Genomic DNA, 23,658 nt, shown 5'->3' on the forward strand with positions numbered 1-23,658 from the left:
GCTGGCATTAGCCAACAGGCCCCGATTTCACCGTCGGGGCTTAGCGCGTTCTCAACCAAGGACTTTTATGTCGCGTCGTATCTCCCCCGTCATACCCGGCTTCGGGCTGACGCTGGGCTACACCTTGGTGTACCTCAGCTTGATTGTGCTCATTCCACTGGCGGCGATGTTCGTGCATGCCGCTCAACTGACCTGGGACCAGTTCTGGGCGATCATCTCGGCGCCACGGGTGCTGGCGGCGTTGAAGCTGAGCTTCGGCACCGCGCTCTATGCCGCGATCATCAACGGCATCATTGGCACGCTGCTGGCCTGGGTGCTGGTGCGCTACACGTTCCCGGGACGCAAAGTCATCGACGCGATGATCGACTTGCCCTTTGCTTTGCCCACCGCGGTGGCCGGTATCGCGCTGACCGCGCTGTACACCCCCACCGGCCTGGTGGGTCAGTTCGCGGCGGATCTGGGTTTCAAGATCGCGTATACCCCCCTCGGCATCACGCTGGCGCTGACTTTTGTAACACTTCCATTCGTAGTACGTACGGTACAGCCTGTACTGGCCGATATCCCTCGTGAAGTGGAGGAGGCGGCGGCTTGCCTGGGGGCGAAACCGTTACAGGTTTTCCGCCATATTCTGGTGCCCGCGCTGTTGCCAGCCTGGCTGACCGGTTTTGCTTTGGCCTTTGCCCGCGGGGTCGGCGAGTACGGTTCGGTGATTTTCATCGCCGGCAACATGCCGATGAAAACCGAAATTCTGCCGCTGCTGATCATGGTCAAACTCGACCAGTACGATTACACCGGCGCCACCTCCATTGGTGTACTGATGCTGGTGGTTTCCTTTGTCCTGTTGCTGCTGATCAACTTGCTGCAGCGGCGCATCGAAACCCCATAAGGAGGCGCGAACATGTCCCAATCGTCTATTGCAGCAGCCTCCTCGAACGCCGCCCGCCGTGGCAGTGCCACGTCGCGGCGAGTCTTGATCGGCCTCGGCTGGCTGATCTTTGCACTGTTTCTGTTGTTGCCATTGTTCATCGTGGTGTCCCAGGGCCTGAAACTGGGCCTGGGTGCATTCTTCACCGCGATCTTCGAGCCGGACGCCTTGTCGGCGTTGAAACTCACCGTGATTGCGGTGCTGATCTCGGTGCCGCTGAACCTGGTGTTCGGTGTCAGTGCGGCGTGGTGCGTGAGCAAATACTCGTTCCGTGGCAAGAGCATGCTGGTGACGCTGATCGACTTGCCGTTCTCGGTGTCGCCGGTGATCGCCGGTCTGGTCTATGTATTGATGTTCGGTGCTCAGGGCCTGTTCGGCCCGTGGTTGCAGGATCACGACATCCAGATCGTCTTCGCCTTGCCGGGCATTGTGTTAGCGACGATTTTCGTCACCGTGCCGTTCGTGGCCCGTGAGCTGATCCCGCTGATGCAGGAACAAGGCACTCAGGAGGAAGAGGCCGCGCGCCTGCTTGGCGCCAATGGCTGGCAGATGTTCTGGCACGTCACCGTTCCCAATATCAAATGGGGCCTGATCTATGGCGTGGTGCTCTGCACTGCGCGAGCGATGGGGGAGTTCGGTGCGGTGTCGGTGGTTTCCGGGCACATTCGCGGGGTGACCAACACCCTGCCGCTGCACGTCGAGATTCTCTACAACGAATACAACCACGTGGCCGCGTTCGCCGTGGCGAGCCTGTTGCTGATCCTGGCGCTCTTCATCCTGCTGCTCAAGCAGTGGAGCGAAAACCGTATTAACCGCCTGCGCGCCAGCGCCGCGGAGGAATAAGTCATGTCGATCGAAGTGCGTAACGTCAGCAAAAACTTCCACGCGTTCAAGGCGCTGGACAACATCAGCCTGGACATTCAAAGCGGCGAGCTGGTGGCGTTGCTGGGGCCGTCCGGCTGCGGCAAGACCACGCTGTTGCGAATCATCGCCGGCCTGGAAACACCGGACCAGGGCAACATCGTGTTCCATGGTGAAGACGTCTCCGGCCACGACGTGCGTGATCGCAACGTCGGTTTCGTGTTCCAGCACTACGCCTTGTTCCGCCACATGACGGTGTTCGACAACGTCGCGTTCGGCCTGCGCATGAAGCCGAAAAACCAACGCCCGAACGAAAGCCAGATCGCGGTGAAAGTCCACGAACTGCTGAACATGGTGCAACTGGACTGGTTGGCCGATCGCTACCCGGAACAACTCTCCGGCGGCCAGCGTCAACGCATCGCATTGGCCCGTGCCTTGGCGGTGGAGCCGAAAGTTTTGCTGCTCGACGAACCCTTCGGTGCGCTGGATGCCAAGGTCCGTAAAGAGCTGCGCCGCTGGCTCGCACGGCTGCACGAAGACATCAACCTGACCTCGGTGTTCGTGACCCACGACCAGGAAGAGGCGATGGAAGTCGCCGATCGTATCGTGGTGATGAACAAGGGTGTGATCGAGCAGATCGGTTCACCGGGCGACGTCTACGAAAACCCGGCCAGCGATTTCGTCTATCACTTCCTTGGCGACTCGAATCGGCTGCATTTGGGCGAAGACCGGCACGTGCTGTTCCGTCCCCACGAAGTGTCGCTGTCGCGGCATGAACTGGAAGATCACCACGCCGCTGAAGTGCGCGATATTCGTCCATTGGGCGCTACCACGCGGGTGACGCTGAAGGTCGAAGGCCAAAGCGAGCTGATCGAGGCTGAAGTGGTGAAAGACCACGACAGCCTGGTCGGATTGGCCAAGGGTGAGACGTTATTCTTCAAGCCCAAGGTCTGGCAGAAAGTCGCCAACCTTTAAAAGCAAAAGCTTCGCGAGCAAGCCCGCTCCCACAGTGAATCTGCGTTGAACACACATCTGTGGCCAACCCAAAACCCTGTGGGAGCGGGCTTGCTCGCGAAAGCGATCTACGCCGCAGCACCTTTCTGACGCAAACGCACACCACCCACTCGCGCCTCGATCTGCTCTTTAAGCTCACGCCGCATCCCGAGCAAAAACGCCAACTCAACCACCACGAACAGCGGCCCGACAATCAATCCCGTCACGTCATCGACAAACGCCGGTTTGCGCCCTTCGTAATGATGTCCGACAAACTGAATCGCCCACCCCACCACAAACATCCCGATGCCGCTTGCCAGCCAGACCAGCGTACTTTGCTGCGCGAGAACCTGACCCGCCCAAATGCACAGACCGAGCAACACGGTCATCAACACCCCAAGACGCACCTCCAGGCGCAGGTAAAACCACGCCGATGCCATCGCGACCAGCACCGCCGGCGAAATCCAGCCTGCGCCCCATTGCGGCCGCGACAGCAACACCGCAACCGCCACTACAATCAGCGGGATACCGATAAAGTGGCTGGCAATATTGCGCGGGTCACGGTGGTAGGCGGCGTATTGACTGAGATGATCAACGAGGCTTTTCATTGTTATTCCTCCTGTAGGGTGATGGATGATGCCCCAGGCTTCATCTCTCGCTCTGTCAGCCAGGCGACAATCTCCAGGAGTTTTCATGGACATGCAGGTTTGGCGTTCGCGCCTGGATACGGGGCAGTGGTTCAGTCATTTACCTGTTCCTTTACAGGATAGTCTGCTGGCTGCCGCCCGGGTTCGGCGCCTGCCGTCGGGGCAACTGCTATTCAAACGCGGTGATCCGCCGTGCGGGCTGTATGCGGTGCTTGAAGGGGCGGTGCGCATTGGCGCGGTGAGCGAACAGGGCAAGGAGGCGCTACTGAGCTTGGTGGAAGCACCGCACTGGTTCGGCGAAATCTGCCTGTTCGATGGCCAGCCGCGAACCCACGATGCCTACGCCGTCGGCCAGTGCACCCTGTTGCACATCCCGCACGCGACGCTGCTGAAGGTGCTCGACCAACAACCGGTTTACTGGCGGCAACTGGCGTTGCTGATGAGCCACAAACTGCGCCTGACCTTCATCAACCTCGAACAGCTGAGCCTGATGCCTGCCCCGGCACGCTTGGCTCATCGCTTGCTGATGATCGCCGAGGGTTACGGTGAAATCGACCCGCCGCGCCGTGTTCTACAACTGCCTCAGGAGCAACTGGCGTCGATGCTGTCGCTATCGCGCCAGACCACCAATCAGCTTCTCAAGGATTTGCAGGGGCAAGGAATATTGAATCTCAAGTATGGTGAGATCGAGATTCTGGATGCCGAGCGGCTGCGAGCGTTGGCGGTGATTTGACGTGCACCTGTAGGCGCTGCGAAGGCTGCGATCTTTTGAAATCACCACGGTATTGATGGGCTTTATCCGCGAACGCGCCTAGCCTGTGACGACGACAATCGAGGTGTGCCATGCGTGTGTTGCTAGTGGAAGACGAACCCGAGACCGCCAGCCTCCTGGCCAAAGGCTTGAGCGAAGCGAGTTACGCGGTGGATGTGGCGCTCAATGGCATGGACGGCCGGCGCTTTATCGAGTCCGGTGAGTACGAACTGATCATCCTCGACGTGATGCTGCCGGGACTCAATGGCTGGCAGTTGCTGCAACAGATCCGCAAGCTCGGCGACACGCCGGTGCTGCTCCTCACCACCAAGGACGGCATCGAAGATCGCCTGCGCGGGCTGGAATTGCATGAAGATGATTACCTGCTCAAGCCGTTTGCCGTCAGTGAACTGGTGAAGCGGGTGCGCAAGCTGTTGCGGCGGGATCGCGGGCGTTGAAGGCGAGACTGCCAGGAAATGAGCTAGACTTTGGCTTGGTGGTGCATTAAATACGATGCATATACGCACTGGTTGCCAATTTTGCACTGTATATGATGCGGGTGGTTCGAATGGAAAGCCTTGGAGAACTGATCAAAATACTGCGCAAAGAGCGAAAGATGTCTCAACAAGATCTGGCAAAGCAATATGGAATGAGCCGCGCCACGATTTCTGGTATCGAGAACAACACCGTCTCTGAAATCGGTATCCGCAAGATTGAAGCGATCTTGAACGGCTTCGGTTACGAACTCACGGCCGTACCCAGACAGTCGAAGCGTCCGACGCTGGATACCCTGAAAAAGGTTAACTTCCATGGCTGAGGGGCGTGTTGTGGACAGGCTGCACGTCAGTGTTTCCGGCACCATGGTAGGGGCCTTGGGGCGCGGGCAGTCTGGTGTCGATTCAGTGTTTACCTATGCGCAGGAAGCACTGGAAGAAAATGCCATCTCGCTGACCATGCCCGCTCGCCTTGAGAGCTACACCTGGGAGCGAGGAGTACCGCCGATTTTTGAAATGAATCTGCCAGAAGGTGCTCTGCGCGATGAATTGGTTCGGCGCTTCAGCAAAGCGGTGCGAGGATTCGACGACTTCGCAATGCTGGCGATCGTTGGTCCGCATCAGCTGGGACGCGTGGGAATCGCAAATACGCTAAGTGTTAACGAGCCGCCCCCCGAAACCAGCCTTGCGGATCTTCTGGCTCATGACGGTGCTCAAGGGCTGTTCGATGACCTGTTGCACACCTATGGTCAGTACTCAGGCGTTTCGGGGGTTCAGCCAAAGGTGCTTGTGCGCGACAGTGCGACAAGCATTGACCGCCTGACCCATCGAGGGGCAACGCATCTGGTCAAGTCCTTCCGTGCAGAGGAATACCCGGAGCTGGCCGCCAACGAGTACTTCTGCATGCGAGCCGCACTCCATTCGGGGCTTGAGGTACCGAAGTTCAAACTCAGCGAACGGGGTAAATTTCTGATCGTCGAGCGCTTCGATCTGAATGACAAAGGCTATCTGGGTTTTGAGGATTTCTGCGTACTCAATGCCTGGCCTTCGAAGGCCAAATACGACGGTTCGTACGAAGGTGCTGCCAGGCAAATCAAGGAATTTGTCTCCCCTTCATTACTCAACCAGGCGCTTGAGTCTTTTTTCAAAATCGTTGCTCTTTCGTCCGGTTTGAAGAACGGCGATGCTCATCTCAAGAACTTCGGTGTGCTGTATGAACATTGTGGCGCTGATGCGCAATTCGGTTTGGCTCCGGCCTATGACATTGTTACGACTTCGGTCTACATCAAGGCCGATAGCATGGCGTTGCTGTTAGGCGGATCGAAGGCGTGGCCCAAGTACAAAATGCTGATGCGTTTTGGCCGGTCGGCCTGCAACCTGACAGAAGGGCGCTGCAATGAGCTGCTGCAACAGGTTGCTCACGGGATGGAAGTGGCGATGGGGGAGATGGCTCACTACATCAGGGCCAATAGCAGTTTTGCCGAGGTTGGCGATGCGATGATGGATCAGTGGAAATCAGGCCAAGCGCGCAGTCTGGTTAAAGGTTGAAATATGTGTGGCATTGCGACGGATGCCTTCGCGGGCTGACCGTCAGAACGACATGAATCCCGTAGGAGCGAGGCTTGCCCGCGAAGAGGCCGGAACATCCAAAACACCACTCGGATCTGTCACTGCAACCCATCCCGAAACTGCCCCGGCGTCATTCCGGTCCAGCGTTTAAACGCGCGGCTGAAGCTGCTGGTGTCGGCGAACCCCAGCAGATAACTGATTTCGCCTAATGAGCACAGTGGGTCGCGCAGATGCAGCAGCGCCAGGTTCTCCCGGCTTTCATTGAGCAGCGTATCGAACCGACAACCTTCATCCGCCAAGTGCCGTTGCAGGCTGCGCAGACTCAAGTGCAGCGCCTGGGCGATGCGATCGGCCGACGGTTCGCCTTCGGGTAATTGCTCTTCAATGGCGTCACGCACCTTGCGCTCCCAGGTCAGGGGTTTGAGTTGCGCCAGGGTGCGTTTGAGCACGGTTTCGTTGTGTTCGGCCAGTTCCGGGTTGGCATCGTCCAGGTGACTGTCGAAATCCAGCAGAGCGAACTCCAGTCGGTCTTCATCGGCGTTGAAATACACCGGCGAGCGGAACACTTTGTGCCATTGGTGCGGGTCGGCCGGTTCCGGACGACGCAGGTAGACCGCCAGCGGGGCGTAGTCACGGCCCAGGCGATTGCGGCAGGTGCGCACGTAAATCGCCGCGAAGGCGTCGATGGCCTCGAAGGCTGGCGCGGGGTTGCCTGGGGGGATTTTCAGGCGGAAGTAGTAGCGATCCTCGGCGCGGGTCAGTTCCAGATCCAGCGCGTCGCTGACCACCTGGTGATAACGCACGATGCGCTCGAAGACTTCCCGCAGGCTGCCACTGGCCACCAACGCATAACCCAACGCATGAAACGTGGTGGGGCTGACGAAACGCGACACCCGCAAGCCAATCGCCGGGTCACCGCTGACCTGCACCGCGATGTGCCACAGGCGCGTGGTGCCGGACAACGGGTAACGGGCGTTCGGGTCGTCCATCAACTGCGGGTCGAGCCCCGCCTGTTGGCACAGGGTAGTGCTGTCGAGCCCCAGCGCTTCGAGCTGCTTGCGCAGTGCGCGGGTCCAGCTGGCGAGGGAGGTCGGTTCAGTCATGTTGAATGGCGCGTCCGGTCAACAGGTTGGCGTTCACGGCTACCGCTCCGTACAGCATCGCAAGGCAGGATGCGAACATCAATAACCAGAGGATGGAAGCATGGACGGTACTTGTGCAAGTCCCCAGCGACTGAATGCAGCACAGCGATCAGCGCATATTCGCCAGGTGGTATTGGCTAAAGGCGTTGAACTGCGCCAGCGCTACCCGATTCTCAACCATCAGGACGCCCTGGGCGCGGGCATTCTGGCCTTCGCGTTGGCCGGGATGATCGGTTCCGCAGCGCTGTACATCACCGGGTATATGGCCTGGTGGGTATGCCTGTTGCTCAACGGGTTTTTCGCCTCGCTGACCCATGAGCTGGAGCATGACCTGATCCACAGCATGTACTTCCGCAAACAGCGCGTGCCGCACAACCTGATGATGGGCCTGGTATGGCTGGCGCGACCGAGCACCATCAATCCCTGGATCCGCCGTCATTTGCACCTCAATCACCATAAGGTGTCCGGCACCGAAGCCGACATGGAAGAGCGGGCGATCACCAACGGTGAGCGGTGGGGAATCGCGCGGCTATTGATGGTCGGCGACAACGTGATGTCAGCGTTCATCCGCATGCTGCGGGCCAAGACCCGGGCGCACAAGTTCAGCATCATCAAGCGTTTTCTGAAGGTTTACGCACCGCTGGCGCTGGTGCATTGGGGGGCGTGGTACGGGTTTCTCGGTTTTCACGCCGCCAACGGCATTGCGCATCTGCTGGGTGCGCCTATCGAATGGTCAGCGACTACTTTGGCGGTGATGCAGGTGATCGACATCGCGGCCGTGGTGATCATCGGTCCGAATGTGTTGCGCACGTTCTGCCTGCACTTTGTCAGCTCGAACATGCACTACTTCGGTGACGTGGAGCCCGGCAATGTGATCCAGCAGACTCAGGTGTTGAACCCTTGGTGGATGTGGCCGTTGCAGGCGTTCTGCTTCAACTTCGGCAGCAGCCACGGGATCCATCACTTTGTGGTGAAGGAGCCGTTCTACATCCGGCAGATGACCGTGCCGGTGGCGCATAAAGTGATGCGCGAGATGGGCGTGCGGTTCAATGATTTCGGGACATTCGGGCGGGCGAACCGGTTTGTTCGCAAGAATGGAGTGGTGGGGGATGAGTTGCGCACTGTTCGGACTTGATGATGGGTACTTGAGGTATGCGACCGATCGTTATGACTGTTGACTTAGTACCAAGAGAAATAACGGGTACTTGGATTGGAATAAGTTATGAAGTGTATGCATAGTGCTTATTGCATTTTTGTAGGTAAATAACATCTTTTTGCGTGGACAAAGTCCAAGGGGCGAACCATGCTCAGTGTCGTGAGTTTCCAGGAGGAAACTTGCTCTCATCGGAAGATACTTATTAAACGATAAAGGAATTCGAACCATGTCGAGCATTAATGGTACTTATGTGAACTCTAACTCTGGCGCCCAATTGGTTATTACCGATGGTAATGATTCGAATGGCACCTTCAGTGGAAAACTGAGCCAGGGCGGTGTGAATTACGATGTCAGTTATGGGCACTACCACTTCCAGAATAGTACCGGGCAACCGACCATCATCACCTTGGCCGCTTTGAATGATGGCACCGGCTACCAGGCCTGGACATTGTTCTCGCCGGACCACAACTATTCCCGACTCCGGGCTGTGGGTTCGCGCAATAACTTTGATGGGGACGTAGTGGGATTGGCTGGTGAATTCGTCAAACAGTAAGCCTTGAGGTAGTTATCGACAGGCTGATGAATTAAAAGATGCATCAGCCTGTCGTTATGAACATAATTCAACTAGCTTTCGCCAAATTTTAGTTGCTTTTGATTGTGTGCGGCCTCGGTTCTCTCGTAAATCTCACGCCATTCACGAACAATTTCAATACTTGAAAAAACATAGCCTTTCGCCTGTTTGGCTACAAGCCTTGTAGGACGTGGCTTTGGTGTGTTTTTTTATATTCTATATTGATATATTTATAGATTTAAATATTCCTTTAGGAAATAAGCATTTGACCTAATGATTCACCCCAAGCCAAAAAACCGGTTCCCAAAGTGGCCGAGTAGCCACCGGCGGCGCTCGGACGATGTGCCCATCGATCTCAAGGTTCATTGAACCGAAACCTTTTCGCGCTAAAACATTTTGCACGAGGGCATCAGTGCGGCAGGCTCCGCGGCGCGTTAACAGATTTTTGATTTCCGGGGCCGTCTCCTTGGCAGGGTACGGCCCCTTTTTTTATTCCGGGCAAACACCAAACCCTGTGGGAGCGAGCTTGCTCGCGATGGCGTCGTCACATTCAACATTGATGGTGACTGATCTACCGCTATCGCGAGCAAGCTCGCTCCCACAGGTGATTTGTATATTCGATACTGATCTTAACAAATAGCTTCTTATTCCTTAGCGAATATAACTCTCCTCCCTATACTCGGTCCCGAACAGACACGCAGCAGGAGAGCTCCCCCATGCGCAACGAATCAATTCGCTACCTGATTGTGCCGGGCTGGCAAGGATCGCCAGAAGATCATTGGCAAACCCATTGGCAGAACAGCCTGCCAAACAGTGCGCGGGTGGAGCAGGCCGACTGGCTGACGCCTCGTCGTGAGGACTGGGTCGCGGCACTTGCCGAGGCGATTGCCGCCGACAGCACGCCAGTGATTCTGATCGCCCACAGCCTGGGCTGCATCACCGTCGCCCATTGGGCGGCCACGGCGCCACTGAATTTTCTGCGTCAGGTGCGTGGTGCTTTGCTGGTCGCGCCAGCGGACGTCGAGCGCCCGGCCTGTGCACCGGCCTTGCGTAACTTTGCACCGATCCCGACTCATTTGCTGCCATTCCCGAGCCAGGTCGTCTGCTCCGACAACGACAGTGCAGTGAGTGCGCCACGAGCGCTTGAGCTGGCACGTAACTGGGGCGCCGAGGCGGGGATTTTATCGGGGGCCGGGCACATCAACGTGAAGTCCGGTCACCAGCGCTGGGAGCAAGGTTTTGCGTACCTCTATCGTCTGCAAAATCGCATGGAACAACACGCCCTGCGTCGCGCTTGAACCCTTTGTTTTTTTAAGAAAACGCCCCCGCCTCCCGGCGGTTCTGGGGCGGGAGTCTGCCATGAGCTTGCATGAAACCTTCGGTCAGCCGCTGCTGACCTTTCCTGACGCGGAAAAAAGCCCGCTGAGCATTCGCGCCAAGGCGCTGGTGTTCGTCGATCCGCGTTCCCGGCAGTTGCGCCAGGAGCTGGAACAACTGGCGCCACGTTCGATCTCGGTATTGATCCGCGGTGAAACCGGCAGCGGTAAAGAACTGCTGGCGCGGCACATCCATCGCGCCAGCGACCGTGGTGGATTGTTCGTGTCAGTCAATTGCGGGGCGATCAGCCCGACCTACGCCGACGCTGAACTGTTCGGCTATGCCGCCGGCAGTTACAGCGGTTCGGCCAGCAGTCGCGCTGGCTGGTTCGGTTCGGCCAATGGCGGCACGCTCTATCTGGACGAAATCGGCGACTTGCCGTTGCCAATCCAGATCAAGCTGCTCGCAGCCCTGGAAAACCACGAGGTCACTCGCGTCGGTGCTCAGCAGCCAAGCCCGGTGGACGTACGTCTGGTGGCCGCCACCAGCATCGATCTGGCTCAGGCCGTGGCTGCCGGAAAATTCCATGAGCGGCTCTATCACTACCTCAGCGAAGGCCAGCTCGAACTGCCGGCCTTGCGCGAACGGGTGGGCGATATTTTGTCGCTGGCCGAATACTTCCTCGGCATCTACAGCCAACGCCTCAACCTGCCGGTGCCATTGATCAGCGAAGCCGCACAGCATCTGCTGGAGCAGCACAGTTGGCCGGGCAACACCCGGGAGCTGGAGAACGTCATCCACTTTGCGTTGTTGGTGAGTACGGGCGATGAGATTTTGCCGGAGCATTTGAATTTGCCCGAGGCGGCTGTGTCGCTGGTGACGATCGAGCAGCAACTCAAACAGATTCTTGGCAACGGTTCCGTCGCCGAAAAAGACGCCTTGAAAAAACTGCTCACAGACACCGGGCTTGTGTAGGAGCTGGCGCAGCCTGCGATCTTTTGATCTTGATTTTCGGTGCCTTTTAAATCGCCAAAATCAAAAGATCGCAGCCTTCGGCAGCTCCTACATCGGGCGTGGCGGTTGTATGAACAAAATGGAATATGAAAGTGAATAAAAGATATTGTTAGGGAATAAAAAATCCCGGTATTGTCCGCGTCACGCCAGCGATAGCACATCACTGGCACTTAACAAAAACCACCTGACTGTTTAGCCGTCGTCGATGATGGCCGCGAATTTCGATAAGGACACTGCATGAAAAAGGTTCTGTTGTTTACCGCATTGGCGGCTGCCCTGACCGCGGGCCTGGCCCAGGCTGGCGAGAAACTGGTGGTGGCGGCGACCCCGATTCCACATGCCGAGATCCTTGAACTGATCAAGCCGACCCTCGCCAAAGAAGGCGTGGACCTGGAGATCAAAGTCTTCACCGACTACGTTCAGCCGAACGTGCAGGTCGACCAGAAGCGTCTGGACGCCAACTACTTCCAAACCCTGCCGTACCTGAAAAACTTCAACGAAGGCAAAGGCACTAACCTGGTGACCGTGATCGGCGTGCATGTCGAACCCTTCGGCGGCTACTCGAAGAAAGTCAAAAGCCTGGCGGAGCTGAAAGACGGCGCAACCATCGCCATCCCGAACGAAGGCAGCAACAGTGGCCGTGCCCTGATCCTGCTGCAGAAGGCTGGCCTGATCGAGTTGAAAGACCCGAAGAACGCCGTGGCCACACCGAAAGACATCGCCAAGAACCCGCACAACTTCAAGTTCAAGGAACTGGAATCGGCCATGCTGCCGCGTGTTCTGGACCAGGTCGACCTGGACATGATCAACACCAACTACGCGCTGGACGCGGGTCTGAACCCGGCTAAAGATGCACTGGTGATCGAAGGTGCCGATTCGCCTTACGTGAACTTCCTGGTGGCGCGTCCAGACAACAAGGACAGCGTTGCCATCCAGAAACTGGCCAAGGCCCTGACCAGCCCGGAAGTGAAGGCATTCATCGCCAAGAAGTACAGCGGCGCGGTACTGCCGGCGTTCTGATCGGCCGCAGTCTCAAACCCCTTCAAGGTTTCAACGCCGACGGCTGATACAGCGTCGGCGTTTTTTATGTGCGCCAAGATCAAAAGATCGCAGCCTCGTTTCACTCGACAGCTCCTACATTGAAATGCGTATCCCTGTAGGAGCTGTCGAGTGAAACGAGGCTGCGATCTTTTGCTTTAAAGTTTCAGGCCGCCCGCGCCTTCAACGCCTTGCGCAACGCCACCAGCAATTTCACGATGTCTTGCGGATCCAGCCGCTGCGGAAATTTTACGTCAGCCATTTTCTCTTCCTTGGATGGTTCGGCCGGGGGGAGTCTGGCCAAAAGCTGCACGTCCTTGGAGGGGCTTTTCGAAAAAAAGATCCGTCCTACAGCTGAAAGAAAAATAGTCGTCTTCCCCAGTCTCGGCAAATTCGCAGGATAGTCTTTTGCGTGATATCAATATGCTTTAAAGGTATTTAAATTCTACTTTTTATACCTTTAAAGTCGGTGCCTGCCGGGTGGTTATCCACTGCCCATGGACTGCGCCATCGTCGCTTACCGAGCGGCGTACAGGATGTTCAATGACTTTCGATTACGCGTTTATCCTCAGCACCCTGCCGGCGTTTCTCAAAGCGGTGGGCGTGACACTGCAGGTCGGTTTTATCGCCATCGGCACTTCGTTGCTGGTGGCGCTGATCAACGCGACGATTCTGGTGTTTCGCACACCCTGCCTGCAACGCCTGGTCGGGCTGTACGTGGAGCTGGCACGCAATACGCCACTGCTGATTCAGTTGTTCTTCGTCTACTTCGCCTTGCCGGCGCTGGGCATCAAAGTCTCGGGCTTCGCGGCGGCGATCATCACCATGACTTTCCTTGGCGGCGCCTACCTCACCGAAGTCCTGCGTGCCGGCGTGGATGCGGTGCCCCAGGCGCAACTTGAGTCCGGCCGCTCCATTGGCCTGTCCCACGGGCAATTGCTGCGCTACGTGATTCTGCCGCAGGCCTGCATCCTCAGCCTGCCGTCGCTGTTCGCCAATTTCATTTTCCTGCTCAAGGAAACCACCGTGGTCTCGGCGGTGGCGGTGCCGGAGATTCTCTACACCACCAAGAGCTACATCGCGCTTTACTACAAAACCTACGAAATGCTCGCCGTGCTGACACTGATCTGCGTGCTGCTGTTTTTGCCGTTATCGCTGCTGCTCAGCCGTCTGGAAAGGAGGCTCCAGCATGGCCAGTTCGGGTCTTGAGTTGCTCTGGGTGTCGTTGCCGCAACTGGGCAAAGGTGCTGCGCAAACCCTGTCGATCTCTTTTCTGAGCATCGCCTTCAGCACCGTCGGCGGCGTACTTTACGGTGTGTTGCGCACGCTGAATTCGAAATGGCTCAACGGGTTTCTGCGGGTCTATCTGGAGCTGTTCCGGGCAATCCCGGTGCTGGTCTGGTTGTATTTGCTGTTCTTTGGCTTGCCGATCTTTTTTGGGCTGAGCATTCCCAGCTTCTGGTGCGCGGTGCTGGTGTTGTCGCTATGGGGTGCCAGCGAAGTCGGTGAAGTGGTGCGCGGCGCCTTGCATTCGTTGCCGCGCGGCCAGCGTGAGGCGGGGTTGTCGATTGGCCTGGATGGCCCGCAACTCTACGGCTACGTGCTGCTGCCTCAAGCCTTGAAGCGCATGACGCCGCCGACCATCAACGTCTACACGCGCATCATCAAGACCAGCTCGCTGGCGGTGCTGATCGGCGTGGTGGATGTGATCAAGGTCGGACAGCAGATCATCGAACGCACCTACGAATCAGTGCTGATCTACGGCGCGCTGTTTCTGTTTTTCTTTTTCATCTGCTACCCGCTGTCGGCCGCCTCGCGCGTGCTGGAGCGGCGCTGGACGCAAGCATGAGTGCATTGATCGAGTTCAAGGGTTTCAACAAGTTTTTCGGCGAGCAGCAGGTGCTCAACGGCATCGACCTGCAAGTGAAACCGGGCGAGGTGATCGTCATCCTCGGCCCCAGCGGCTGTGGTAAAAGCACCTTGCTGCGCTGCCTCAACGGCCTGGAAGCCGCTCACAGCGGCAGCTTGAATTTTGCTGGGCGCGAGTTGCTGGACAAGGGCACCGACTGGCGCGAAGTGCGTCAGCAGATCGGCATGGTGTTCCAGAGCTACCACCTGTTCCCACACATGAGTGTGCTCGACAACCTGTTGCTCGGCCCACTCAAGGTGCAGAAACGCGAACGTCGTGAAGCCCGCGCACAGGCCGAGGCTTTGCTGGAGCGCGTGGGTCTATTGGACAAGCGCGACGCCTTCCCGCGCCAGCTCTCCGGCGGCCAGCAGCAACGCATCGCTATCGTCCGTTCGCTGTGCATGAACCCCAAGGTCATGCTCTTCGACGAAGTCACCGCCGCCCTCGATCCGGAAATGGTCAAGGAAGTGCTCGAAGTGATTCAGGGCCTGGCCCGCGAGGGCATGACCCTGCTGATCGTCACCCACGAAATGGCCTTCGCCCGTGCGGTGGCCGACCGCATCGTGTTCATGGATGCCGGGCGCATCCTTGAGCAACACCCTCCCGAGATTTTCTTTACGAACCCGCAAACCGCACGAGCGCAGCAGTTCCTGGAGAAGTTCTCCTACGTCGCCGCACTACCCAAAACGACTCAAACAAAGGAACTGGAACTGTCATGAAAACTGCCAAGTCTTCTCTGCTGCTACTCCCCCTGTTCGGTCTGGCGCTGCTGGCCGGCTGCAACAAAACCGAAGAACCGACAAAGCCGAAAGCCGCCAGCGTCAGCACCGCACCGGCTGGTTATCTGGAAAAAATCAAAGCCCGGGACAAGCTGATCGTCGGCGTCTTCACTGATAAACCGCCGTTCGGTTTTGTCGATGAGGCCGGACGCTATGTGGGGTTCGATACTGATATCGGTCGTCAATTCGCCAAGGATCTGTTGGGTGATGAGAACAAGGTCGAATTCGTTGCGGTGGAGCCGGCGAGTCGGATTCCGTTCCTGCAAAGCGACAAGGTCGACCTGATCCTGGCCAACATGACCGTCACCCCGGAGCGCAAGGACGCGGTGGACTTCACCAATCCGAACCTCAAGGTCGCGGTGCAGGCGTTGGTGCCACAGGCGAGTTCGGTGAAGAACCTTGATGACCTGGCGACCCGCACCACCATCGTGACCACGGGCACCACGGCGGATATCTGGCTGACCAAGAATCATCCGGACTGGAAACTGCTGAAGTTCGAGAAAAACTCCGAGTCTTTGCAAGCCCTGGCCAATGGTCGCGGCGACGCTTATGCGCAGGACAATCTGGTGCTGTTCAGCTGGGCCAAGCAGAACCCCGGTTACCGTGTGCTGGAGGAAAAACTGGGTGCCGAAGCGCCGATCGCACCGGCGGTGAAGAAGGGCAATATTGAACTGCGCGATTGGGTGAATGTGGAGTTGGCGAAGTTGGGTGAGGAGAAGTTTTTGCTCAAACTGTATGACCAGTATGTGCGCAAGGAATTGAGCGATGACACCAAGCCTGAGAGCGTGATTGTCGAGGGTGGGAAGTGGCAGGGGTGATTTGCTTCAGATGATCGTTCCCACGCTCTGCGTGGGAATGCCTCTCGGGACGCTCCGCGTCCCTGCGGCTGTGACGCAGAGCGTCACTGGCTGCATTCCCACGCAGAGCGTGGGAACGATCAATGTGTCTCAATCCGGCCAATACCACGCCGGCTCATCCAGCATCCGCTGCCCGACTATCCCGGTCTGGCCGAAATCCTTCTCCAGCACAATGCAATTGCATTCCGGGTCTTGCTGCAACGCCGAGATCAACCGTCGCGCATGGGACACCACCCATACCTGACACTGCTCGGACGCTCGAATGATCAACCGCGCCAACGCCGGCAGCAGGTCTGGATGCAGACTGGTTTCCGGCTCGTTCAACACCATCAACGTCGGCGGCCGAGGGGTCAGCAATGCCGCAACCAGCAACAAATAGCGCAACGTCCCATCCGATAACTCGGCGGCGGACAACGGCCGCAACAACCCTTCCTGATAAAACTCGATTGCAAACCGTCCGCCCTGCAGCGGCGCAATGTTCAACGTTGCGCCGGGGAATGCATCGCTGATCGCTGCCTGCAAAGCTTCGGGATCGCCGATTTCGCGGATGGTCTGTAACGCTGCAGCGAGGTCGCGACCGTCGTGGTGCAACACTGGCGTGCGGGTGCCCAGTTGCGGTTGGCGCACTGGCGCGTCGGCGTCGCTGCGAAAGTGGTCGTAGAAGCGCCAGCGGCGGATGAACTCACGCAGCTGCAAGACTTCCGGCGAGGTGCGCAAGCTACCGACCTGATCGAACAGGCTGTCGAAGTTCGGCGTGTGCTGGGCCAGTACTTCCCAGTCGCGACCGACCCGAGCGCGGATCAGCGGGCCATCGCGATCCACCAACAGGCTGGCCGGTCGATAGAACGGCCCGGACCAGATGCATTCCTTTTTGATTTCCGGGTCCAGAGAAAACTCGGAGTGACTTGGCTCTGGCAAGCCCAGCGCGATCGAGTAGCTGAAATCTTCACCGGCAAACCCCAGACGCAGGCGTTTGGCGCCGTGTCTCACGGTCGCCTGGATCCGGACTTCACCATTGCGCATGCGTCGGGTGATGTTTTCCGGACCTGCCCAGAACGTCGAATCCAGCCCACCCTCGCGGGCCAACGCATTGACCACCCCGCCCTGAGCGGTTTCCGCCAGCAGGCGCAAGGCGCGGTATAGGTTGGACTTGCCGCTGCCGTTGGGACCGGTGATCAGGTTCAACCGGCCAAGCGGAATCACCAATTTATTGATCGAGCGGTAATTGGCCACCGCGAGGGTTTTGAGCATGAGTTCCTCATTGATCGTTCCCACGCTCCGCGTGGGAATGCATCCCGTGACGCTCCGCGTCACAGTGGACGCAGAGCGTCCATGGCGGCGTTCCCACGCAGAGCATGGGAACGATCAGTGGAGTATAAGGATCGCTCGTGCAGACGTGGAACGCTGTTCTAAGCTCACAGTCGTATCGTCACTGGCAGGTTTGTACAACGCAAAGGAGTTTGCATGGCAGGTCCCGGATTGAAATTCATGGTTGGCCTGAGCCTCATCGCCCTGCTGACCGCCTGTGGCGATAAAAAGCCCGTCGAGAAGGACCGCCCACGAGTCTTCGTGCAAGAGGTCAAGCCAACCGATTACGCCGCTGCAGTGACACTCACCGGCGACGTCCAGGCGCGAGTACAAACCGAACTGTCGTTTCGCGTGGGCGGCAAGATCATCCAGCGCATGGTCGACGTCGGTGACCGGGTTTCGGCCAAACAAGTGCTGGCCAAGCTCGATCCCAAAGACCTGCAAACCAGCGTCGACTCGGCCCAGGCCCAGGTCGTTGCCGAACAGGCGCGGGTCAAACAAACCGCCGCCGCCTTCGTTCGCCAACAAAAACTCCTGCCCAAGGGCTACACCAGCCAGAGCGAATACGACTCCGCCCAAGCCGCCTTGCGCAGCAGTCAGAGTGCATTGACCGCTGCTCAAGCGCAGTTGGCCAACGCCCGTGATCAACTGAGCTACACCGCGTTGATTGCCGATGCGCCGGGGGTGATTACCGCGCGCCAGGCTGAAGTCGGCCAAGTGGTACAAGCCACAGTGCCGATTTTCAGCCTGGCCCGGGACGGCGAGCGTGACGCGGTGTTCAACGTGTACGAATCACTGCTGACTGAGCCACCGTCGGATAGATCGATTGTGGTCAGCCTGCTCGACAACCCGAAAATCAAGACCACGGGCACCGTTCGGGAAGTCACGCCAGCCGTGTCCGCGCAGACCGGCACGGTGCAAGTCAAAGTCACCCTGGACAGTCTTCCCGAGGGCATGCAACTCGGCTCGGTGGTGAGCGCCACCGCCAAGCCAGTCGGTAAAACCGCGGTAGAACTACCTTGGTCGGCCCTGACCAAAAACGTCAGTGAACCGGCCGTGTGGCTGGTGGACGCCGAGGGCAAGGCGCAATTGCACACCGTCACCGTCGGTCGTTACCTGACTGGCAAAGTCATTGTCAGCGCTGGCCTCAACGGGGGCGAAAAAGTCGTCACTGCGGGCGGCCAGTTACTGCATCCGGGCGTGCGCGTGGAGATTGTCGAAAACACCTACCAGCCCCCAGCGACAGGAGCCCAGCCATGAAGCGCCTGTTGCTGTTGTCCGCCGGTTTGTTGCTGGTCGCCTGTTCCAAGGAGGAAGCGCCGCCAGAACCGGTTCGGCCGGTGTTGTCGGTGGAAGTGAGGGCGCTCAATCAAGAAGACCTCGGCCGGTTTGCCGGCAGCATTCAGGCCCGTTACGAAAGCAACGTCGGTTTCCGGGTGCCGGGGCGTATCGCCAGCCGTAACGTCGATGTCGGCGCTGAAGTGCAGAAGGGCGCGTTGCTCGCGACCCTCGACCCCACCGATCAGCAGAACCAGTTGCGCTCCGCCCAGGGTGATCTGGCGCGGGTTCAGGCGCAGCTCATCAACGCTCAGGCCAACGCCCGGCGTCAGCAGGAACTGTTCAATCGCGGGGTTGGCGCGCAGGCGCAGCTGGACATCGCCCAGACCGACCTGAAAACCACCCAGGCGTCCCTCGATCAAGCCAGGGCCGCCGTCGATCAGGCGAAGGACCAACTCAACTACGTTGAGCTGCGCACTGATCACAAAGCCATCGTCACCGCGTGGAACGCCGAAGCCGGACAAGTGGTCACGGCCGGCCAGCAAGTGGTGACCCTGGCGCAGCCGGACATCAAGGAAGCGGTGATCGACCTGCCCGATACCCTGGTTGATCAGTTGCCAGCCGACGTGGTGTTCCAGGTGGCTTCACAACTGGACCCGAGCATCACCAGCACTGCCATCGTGCGCGAGATCGAACCCCAGGCGCAAAGCGCGACCCGCACCCGTCGCGCCCGCCTGAGCCTGGCCGATACGCCACCGGGCTTTCGCCTCGGCACGGCGATCAGCGTGACTCTCAGCTCCGCGATCAAACCGCGCCTCGAACTGCCGGTGAGCGCGCTGCAGGAGGTCGATGGAAAACTGCGGATCTGGGTCGTTGATCCACAGACGCAAACCGTTTCGCCAAGGGAGGTCAGCCTGATCAGCCGGACCGATGCCACGGTGGTCCTGGCCAACGGTGTGAAAACCGGCGAGCGGGTGGTCAGCGCGGGTGTGAACAGCCTCAAACCGGGGCAGAAAGTGAAAATCGACGAGGACAGCCCGCAATGAAAGGGAGTTTCAACTTATCCGAGTGGGCCCTCAAACATCAGTCGTTCGTCTGGTATTTGATGTTCGTCGCGCTGCTGATGGGCGTGTTCTCGTACCTGAACCTGGGTCGTGAAGAAGACCCCTCGTTCACCATCAAAACCATGGTGATCCAGACTCGCTGGCCCGGCGCGACCCAGGAACAGACCCTCAAGCAGGTCACCGACCGGATCGAGAAAAAACTCGAAGAACTCGACTCGCTCGACTACGTGAAAAGCTACACCCGCCCCGGCGAATCAACGGTCTTCGTTAACCTGCTCGACACCACCAGTGCCAAGGACATCCCGCAAATCTGGTACCAGGTGCGCAAGAAGATCAACGACATTCGCGGTGACTTCCCGAAGGGCCTGCAAGGGCCGGGTTTCAACGACGAGTTCGGCGATGTGTTCGGTTCGGTGTATGCCTTTACCGCCGATGGCCTGTCGATGCGCCAGTTGCGCGATTACGTGGAACAGGTGCGTGCCGAAATCCGTGAAGTCCCGGGGTTGGGCAAGGTCGAGATGGTCGGCGAGCAGGATGAAGTGCTGTACCTGAATTTTTCCACCCGCAAACTCGCCGCCCTCGGCATCGATCAGCGCCAAGTGGTGCAGAGCCTGCAATCACAGAATGCGGTAACGCCGGCGGGGGTGATCGAGGCCGGTCCGGAGCGGATTTCGGTGCGGACCTCGGGCCAGTTTGCCTCTGAAAAAGACTTGGCCAATGTCAACCTGAAGCTCAACGATCGCTTCTACCGGCTGGCCGACATCGCCAACATCAGCCGTGGCTACGTCGACCCGGCCACCCCGGAGTTTCGTTTCAACGGCCAGCCAGCCATCGGCCTGGCGATCGCCATGAAAAAGGGCGGCAACATTCAGGACTTCGGCAAGGCGCTGCACCTGCGCATGGATGAGCTGACGGCGGACCTGCCGGTGGGCGTCGGTGTACACACCGTTTCCGACCAGGCTGTAGTGGTGGAAGAAGCCGTCGGCGGTTTCACCAGTGCGCTGTTCGAAGCCGTGGTGATCGTGCTGATCGTCAGCTTCGTCAGTCTTGGCGTGCGTGCCGGGCTGGTGGTGGCGTGTTCGATTCCATTGGTGCTGGCGATGGTCTTCCTCTTCATGGAATACAGCGGCATCACCATGCAGCGGATCTCCCTCGGTGCGCTGATCATCGCCCTCGGCCTGCTGGTGGACGACGCGATGATCACCGTGGAAATGATGGTCACGCGCCTGGAAATGGGCGAAACCAAAGAGCAGGCGGCGACCTTCGCCTACACCTCGACCGCATTCCCGATGCTCACCGGCACCTTGGTCACCGTCGCCGGTTTTGTGCCGATCGGCTTGAACGCAAGCTCGGCCGGTGAGTACACCTTCACGCTGTTCGCGGTGATCGCAGTGGCGATGCTGGTGTCGTGGATCGTCGCCGTGCTGTTCGCCCCGGTACTCGGTGTGCATATTCTGAGCGCCAATGTGAAACCTCACGACGCAGAGCCTGGGCGCATCGGTCGGGCGTTCAATGGCGGCCTGCTCTGGGCCATGCGCAATCGCTGGTGGGCCATCGGCATCACCGTGGCGCTGTTTGTGCTCTCGGTGTTTTCCATGCAGTTCGTGCAGAACCAGTTCTTCCCGTCCTCCGACCGCCCGGAAATTCTCGTCGACCTGAACCTGCCGCAAAACGCCTCGATCGACGAAACCCGCAAGGTAGTGGACAAGCTCGAAGCGACGTTCAAGGACGACCCGGACATCGTGCGCTGGAGCACTTACATTGGCAAGGGGGCGATCCGTTTCTACCTGCCCCTCGACCAGCAATTGCAGAACCCGTACTACGCGCAACTGGTGATCGTCAGCAAAGGCCTGGAATCGCGCACGGCCCTGACCGAGCGTTTGCAAAAGCGCCTGCGCGAAGAATTCGTCGGTGTCGGCAGTTACGTCCAGGCGCTGGAAATGGGCCCGCCGGTGGGGCGACCGATTCAGTACCGGGTCAGCGGCAAAGACATCGATCAGGTGCGCAAACATGCGATTGCCCTGGCCACCGAGCTGGATAAGAACTCTCACATCGGCGAAATCATTTACGACTGGAACGAGCCGGGCAAAGTCTTGCGCATCGACATCGCCCAAGACCGGGCACGGCAACTGGGGCTGTCATCGGAGGATGTGGCGAACCTGATGAACAGCATCGTCGTCGGCTTACCGGTCACGCAGGTCGATGATGATATCTACCTGATCAACGTGGTGGGCCGTGCCGAGGATGCCGAACGCGGCAGTCCGAAAACCTTGGAGAACTTGCAGATCGTCACCCCGAGCGGCACGTCGATTCCGCTGCTGGCGTTTGCCACGGTGCGTTATGAGCTCGAGCAGCCGCTGGTGTGGCGTCGTGATCGCAAACCGACCATCACCATTAAGGCCGCGGTGCGCGACGAGATTCAGCCGACCGACCTGGTGCAACAGCTAAAGCCGGACATCGACAAGTTCGCCGCCAGTTTGCCGGTGGGCTACAAAGTCGCCACTGGCGGTACGGTGGAGGAAAGCGGCAAGGCCCAGGGGCCGATTGCCAAGGTGGTGCCGTTGATGCTGTTTTTGATGGCGACCTTCCTGATGATCCAGTTGCACAGCGTGCAGAAGCTGTTCCTGGTGGCCAGCGTCGCGCCGCTCGGGTTGATCGGCGTGGTGCTGGCGCTGATCCCGACCGGCACGCCAATGGGCTTCGTGGCCATCCTGGGGATTCTGGCGCTGATCGGCATCATCATCCGCAACTCGGTGATTCTGGTGACCCAGATCGACTCTTTCGAGAAGAGCGGCTACACGCCGTGGGACGCGGTGGTGCAAGCCACGGAACACCGGCGTCGGCCGATTTTGTTGACGGCGGCGGCAGCGAGCCTGGGGATGATCCCGATTGCGCGGGAAGTGTTCTGGGGGCCGATGGCCTACGCGATGATTGGCGGGATCATCATCGCGACTTTGCTGACGCTGCTGTTTTTGCCGGCGCTGTACGTGGCCTGGTACAAGGTTCGCGAACCGAAGAAAGAGGCATAGAGGCGAGCGCTGCGCGCTCTATTCGCGAGCAAGCCCGCTCCCACATTCGACCGAGTTGTCCAGACGGACGCGATCGAATGTGGGAGCGGGCTTGCTCGCGAAAGCGTCAGTACCGACACCTCAGACTTGAGCTGCTTACACCTTACGCCAAACACTCGCCAACCAAGGCTGCTGCTCCCGCGGCAGCCCCGTTGGCCGGTAGTAATGCTCAAGCTCCACAAACCCCGCTTCAGTCAGCATTTGCTGCCACACCTGAAGATCGTAATAAGCCCCATAACGCGGCCCGTTCCAGCCTTCCTGATTCTCGCCACGAGGATTGGAACTGAACAACACACCGCCCGGTTTCAACGCTCCGCGCAGTTCCTTCAGCACCCGAGGCAACTCCTGACTCGGAATGTGAAACAGCACCGCATTGGCAAAAATCCCGTCGAAGCGTTCGGCCGGCAGATCGAGTTTCAGAAAGTCCTGCTGCCAGACCTCGCAACCACTGTCCTCCCGGGCCATCTGTGCAAGCTTTTCAGAACCGTCGAGCCCGATGGCGCTGTGGCCCAGGCGGGTGAAGGTTTTCAGATCACGGCCAGGGCCACAGCCAAAATCGAGAATGCTGAATGGCGCCTCACCCTGAATATGCCGCAACAGGGCGTCGATATTCTGGCTGACATCGTGATCGCGAGTGCCCTCACGGAAGTCCTCGGCCACCGCGTTGTAATGGCCCAGGGTGGTGGAGGTGATTTGCTCCAGGTCGTCGGGAGTCTGTTTCATGGTTGGCTGCGCAGGTAATTGGGATTAGCCGAATATACGCCATGACGCCGGGGGCTGCTGCGCAGCCATTCGCGAGCAAGCCCGCTCCCACAATGGATCGCGTCGAACACAAATTCCATGTTCACCGAAGATCGAATGTGGGAGCGGGCTTGCTCGCGAAAGCGGTATCACTGGCGACCAATGACTTCAGCCAG

General features: G+C 58.7%; 23 protein-coding genes. 19 read left to right on the forward strand and 4 right to left on the reverse strand.

Going from position 1 to position 23,658, the window contains the following annotated elements:
* Window positions 1-67: 67 nt before the first annotated feature.
* Genes cysT through IB250_RS26600 form a run of 3 tightly spaced genes read left to right on the forward strand, consistent with a single transcriptional unit; the run spans window position 68 to window position 2,761 of the window.
* Window positions 68-886: a sulfate ABC transporter permease subunit CysT gene (gene cysT / locus IB250_RS26590; protein ID WP_033058556.1), complete on the forward strand. Its 819-nt coding sequence runs from the start codon at window positions 68-70 to the stop codon at window positions 884-886.
* Window positions 887-898: 12 nt separating this feature from the next.
* A complete protein-coding gene (gene cysW, locus IB250_RS26595) occupies window positions 899-1,768 on the forward strand; it encodes a sulfate ABC transporter permease subunit CysW (RefSeq protein WP_008068643.1) in 870 nt (289 codons plus the stop codon).
* A 3-nt stretch (window positions 1,769-1,771) separates the two neighbouring features.
* Window positions 1,772-2,761, forward strand: coding sequence for a sulfate/molybdate ABC transporter ATP-binding protein (locus tag IB250_RS26600; RefSeq protein WP_123357244.1), 990 nt, complete (start codon window positions 1,772-1,774; stop codon window positions 2,759-2,761).
* A 107-nt stretch (window positions 2,762-2,868) separates the two neighbouring features.
* Here IB250_RS26600 and IB250_RS26605 read toward each other — a convergent pair whose 3' ends face one another.
* Window positions 2,869-3,387, reverse strand: a complete 519-nt coding sequence (locus IB250_RS26605) for a DUF962 domain-containing protein (RefSeq protein WP_192346502.1) — start codon at window positions 3,385-3,387, stop codon at window positions 2,869-2,871.
* An 85-nt stretch (window positions 3,388-3,472) separates the two neighbouring features.
* Here IB250_RS26605 and IB250_RS26610 point away from each other — a divergent pair, with 85 nt between their 5' ends.
* The 4 genes from IB250_RS26610 to IB250_RS26625 all read left to right on the forward strand — a co-directional run bounded on the left by IB250_RS26610 (window position 3,473) and on the right by IB250_RS26625 (window position 6,219).
* On the forward strand, window positions 3,473-4,159 hold the full coding sequence (locus IB250_RS26610) for a Crp/Fnr family transcriptional regulator (RefSeq protein ID WP_192346504.1): 687 nt from the start codon (window positions 3,473-3,475) through the stop codon (window positions 4,157-4,159).
* A 110-nt stretch (window positions 4,160-4,269) separates the two neighbouring features.
* Window positions 4,270-4,635 (forward strand): response regulator, encoded by a 366-nt coding sequence (locus IB250_RS26615; RefSeq protein WP_030131593.1) that lies wholly within the window; start codon window positions 4,270-4,272, stop codon window positions 4,633-4,635.
* 110 nt (window positions 4,636-4,745) lie between these two features.
* Window positions 4,746-4,994: a helix-turn-helix domain-containing protein gene (locus tag IB250_RS26620; RefSeq protein WP_192346506.1), complete on the forward strand. Its 249-nt coding sequence runs from the start codon at window positions 4,746-4,748 to the stop codon at window positions 4,992-4,994.
* Window positions 4,987-6,219 (forward strand): type II toxin-antitoxin system HipA family toxin, encoded by a 1,233-nt coding sequence (locus tag IB250_RS26625; RefSeq protein ID WP_192346507.1) that lies wholly within the window; start codon window positions 4,987-4,989, stop codon window positions 6,217-6,219. Before IB250_RS26620 ends, IB250_RS26625 begins: the two co-directional genes overlap by 8 nt.
* Before the next feature lie 119 nt (window positions 6,220-6,338).
* Here IB250_RS26625 and IB250_RS26630 read toward each other — a convergent pair whose 3' ends face one another.
* Window positions 6,339-7,343, reverse strand: a complete 1,005-nt coding sequence (locus tag IB250_RS26630) for an AraC family transcriptional regulator (protein ID WP_192346509.1) — start codon at window positions 7,341-7,343, stop codon at window positions 6,339-6,341.
* A gap of 100 nt (window positions 7,344-7,443) precedes the next feature.
* Here IB250_RS26630 and IB250_RS26635 point away from each other — a divergent pair, with 100 nt between their 5' ends.
* The 9 genes from IB250_RS26635 (at window position 7,444) to IB250_RS26675 (ending at window position 15,984) form a co-directional block, all read left to right on the forward strand.
* Window positions 7,444-8,517, forward strand: a complete 1,074-nt coding sequence (locus IB250_RS26635) for a fatty acid desaturase (protein ID WP_192346511.1) — start codon at window positions 7,444-7,446, stop codon at window positions 8,515-8,517.
* 247 nt (window positions 8,518-8,764) lie between these two features.
* Window positions 8,765-9,091 carry a hypothetical protein gene (locus IB250_RS26640; protein ID WP_038978461.1) on the forward strand — a complete coding sequence of 109 codons (327 nt, stop codon included), beginning with the start codon at window positions 8,765-8,767 and terminating at the stop codon, window positions 9,089-9,091.
* 734 nt (window positions 9,092-9,825) lie between these two features.
* On the forward strand, window positions 9,826-10,407 hold the full coding sequence (locus IB250_RS26645) for an alpha/beta hydrolase (protein WP_192346513.1): 582 nt from the start codon (window positions 9,826-9,828) through the stop codon (window positions 10,405-10,407).
* Between the two features lie 61 nt (window positions 10,408-10,468).
* Window positions 10,469-11,401, forward strand: coding sequence for a sigma 54-interacting transcriptional regulator (locus tag IB250_RS26650; protein ID WP_192346515.1), 933 nt, complete (start codon window positions 10,469-10,471; stop codon window positions 11,399-11,401).
* A 276-nt stretch (window positions 11,402-11,677) separates the two neighbouring features.
* The gene (locus IB250_RS26655; protein ID WP_008009603.1) at window positions 11,678-12,460 is read left to right on the forward strand and encodes a MetQ/NlpA family ABC transporter substrate-binding protein; all 783 of its coding nucleotides are present in this window, start codon (window positions 11,678-11,680) and stop codon (window positions 12,458-12,460) included.
* Window positions 12,461-13,021: 561 nt separating this feature from the next.
* Complete coding sequence (locus IB250_RS26660) at window positions 13,022-13,687, forward strand: amino acid ABC transporter permease (RefSeq protein ID WP_192346516.1); 666 nt, start codon at window positions 13,022-13,024, stop codon at window positions 13,685-13,687.
* Window positions 13,668-14,327 (forward strand): amino acid ABC transporter permease, encoded by a 660-nt coding sequence (locus IB250_RS26665; RefSeq protein WP_192346518.1) that lies wholly within the window; start codon window positions 13,668-13,670, stop codon window positions 14,325-14,327. Before IB250_RS26660 ends, IB250_RS26665 begins: the two co-directional genes overlap by 20 nt.
* On the forward strand, window positions 14,324-15,106 hold the full coding sequence (locus IB250_RS26670; RefSeq protein WP_192346520.1) for an amino acid ABC transporter ATP-binding protein: 783 nt from the start codon (window positions 14,324-14,326) through the stop codon (window positions 15,104-15,106). Before IB250_RS26665 ends, IB250_RS26670 begins: the two co-directional genes overlap by 4 nt.
* The gene (locus IB250_RS26675; RefSeq protein WP_192346522.1) at window positions 15,103-15,984 is read left to right on the forward strand and encodes a transporter substrate-binding domain-containing protein; all 882 of its coding nucleotides are present in this window, start codon (window positions 15,103-15,105) and stop codon (window positions 15,982-15,984) included. Before IB250_RS26670 ends, IB250_RS26675 begins: the two co-directional genes overlap by 4 nt.
* A 129-nt stretch (window positions 15,985-16,113) precedes the next feature.
* Here IB250_RS26675 and IB250_RS26680 read toward each other — a convergent pair whose 3' ends face one another.
* Window positions 16,114-17,274, reverse strand: a complete 1,161-nt coding sequence (locus IB250_RS26680) for an AAA family ATPase (protein WP_192346524.1) — start codon at window positions 17,272-17,274, stop codon at window positions 16,114-16,116.
* Between the two features lie 213 nt (window positions 17,275-17,487).
* Between IB250_RS26680 and IB250_RS26685 the strand changes: the two genes are divergently transcribed.
* The 3 genes from IB250_RS26685 to IB250_RS26695 are packed head-to-tail and all read left to right on the forward strand — an operon-like array spanning window position 17,488 to window position 22,702.
* Window positions 17,488-18,591 carry an efflux RND transporter periplasmic adaptor subunit gene (locus IB250_RS26685; RefSeq protein WP_192346526.1) on the forward strand — a complete coding sequence of 368 codons (1,104 nt, stop codon included), beginning with the start codon at window positions 17,488-17,490 and terminating at the stop codon, window positions 18,589-18,591.
* Window positions 18,588-19,655 carry an efflux RND transporter periplasmic adaptor subunit gene (locus IB250_RS26690; protein ID WP_192346528.1) on the forward strand — a complete coding sequence of 356 codons (1,068 nt, stop codon included), beginning with the start codon at window positions 18,588-18,590 and terminating at the stop codon, window positions 19,653-19,655. Before IB250_RS26685 ends, IB250_RS26690 begins: the two co-directional genes overlap by 4 nt.
* On the forward strand, window positions 19,652-22,702 hold the full coding sequence (locus IB250_RS26695; RefSeq protein WP_192346530.1) for an efflux RND transporter permease subunit: 3,051 nt from the start codon (window positions 19,652-19,654) through the stop codon (window positions 22,700-22,702). The genes IB250_RS26690 and IB250_RS26695 overlap by 4 nt, the downstream gene beginning before the upstream one ends.
* 135 nt (window positions 22,703-22,837) lie before the next feature.
* On the opposite strand, the gene IB250_RS26700 is transcribed toward IB250_RS26695, so the two are convergent.
* Window positions 22,838-23,464 carry a class I SAM-dependent methyltransferase gene (locus tag IB250_RS26700; protein ID WP_192346531.1) on the reverse strand — a complete coding sequence of 209 codons (627 nt, stop codon included), beginning with the start codon at window positions 23,462-23,464 and terminating at the stop codon, window positions 22,838-22,840.
* Between the last annotated feature and the right edge of the window lie 194 nt (window positions 23,465-23,658).

The sequence above is a fragment of the Pseudomonas sp. PDM09 genome, from assembly GCF_014852305.1.
GTDB lineage: Bacteria > Pseudomonadota > Gammaproteobacteria > Pseudomonadales > Pseudomonadaceae > Aquipseudomonas.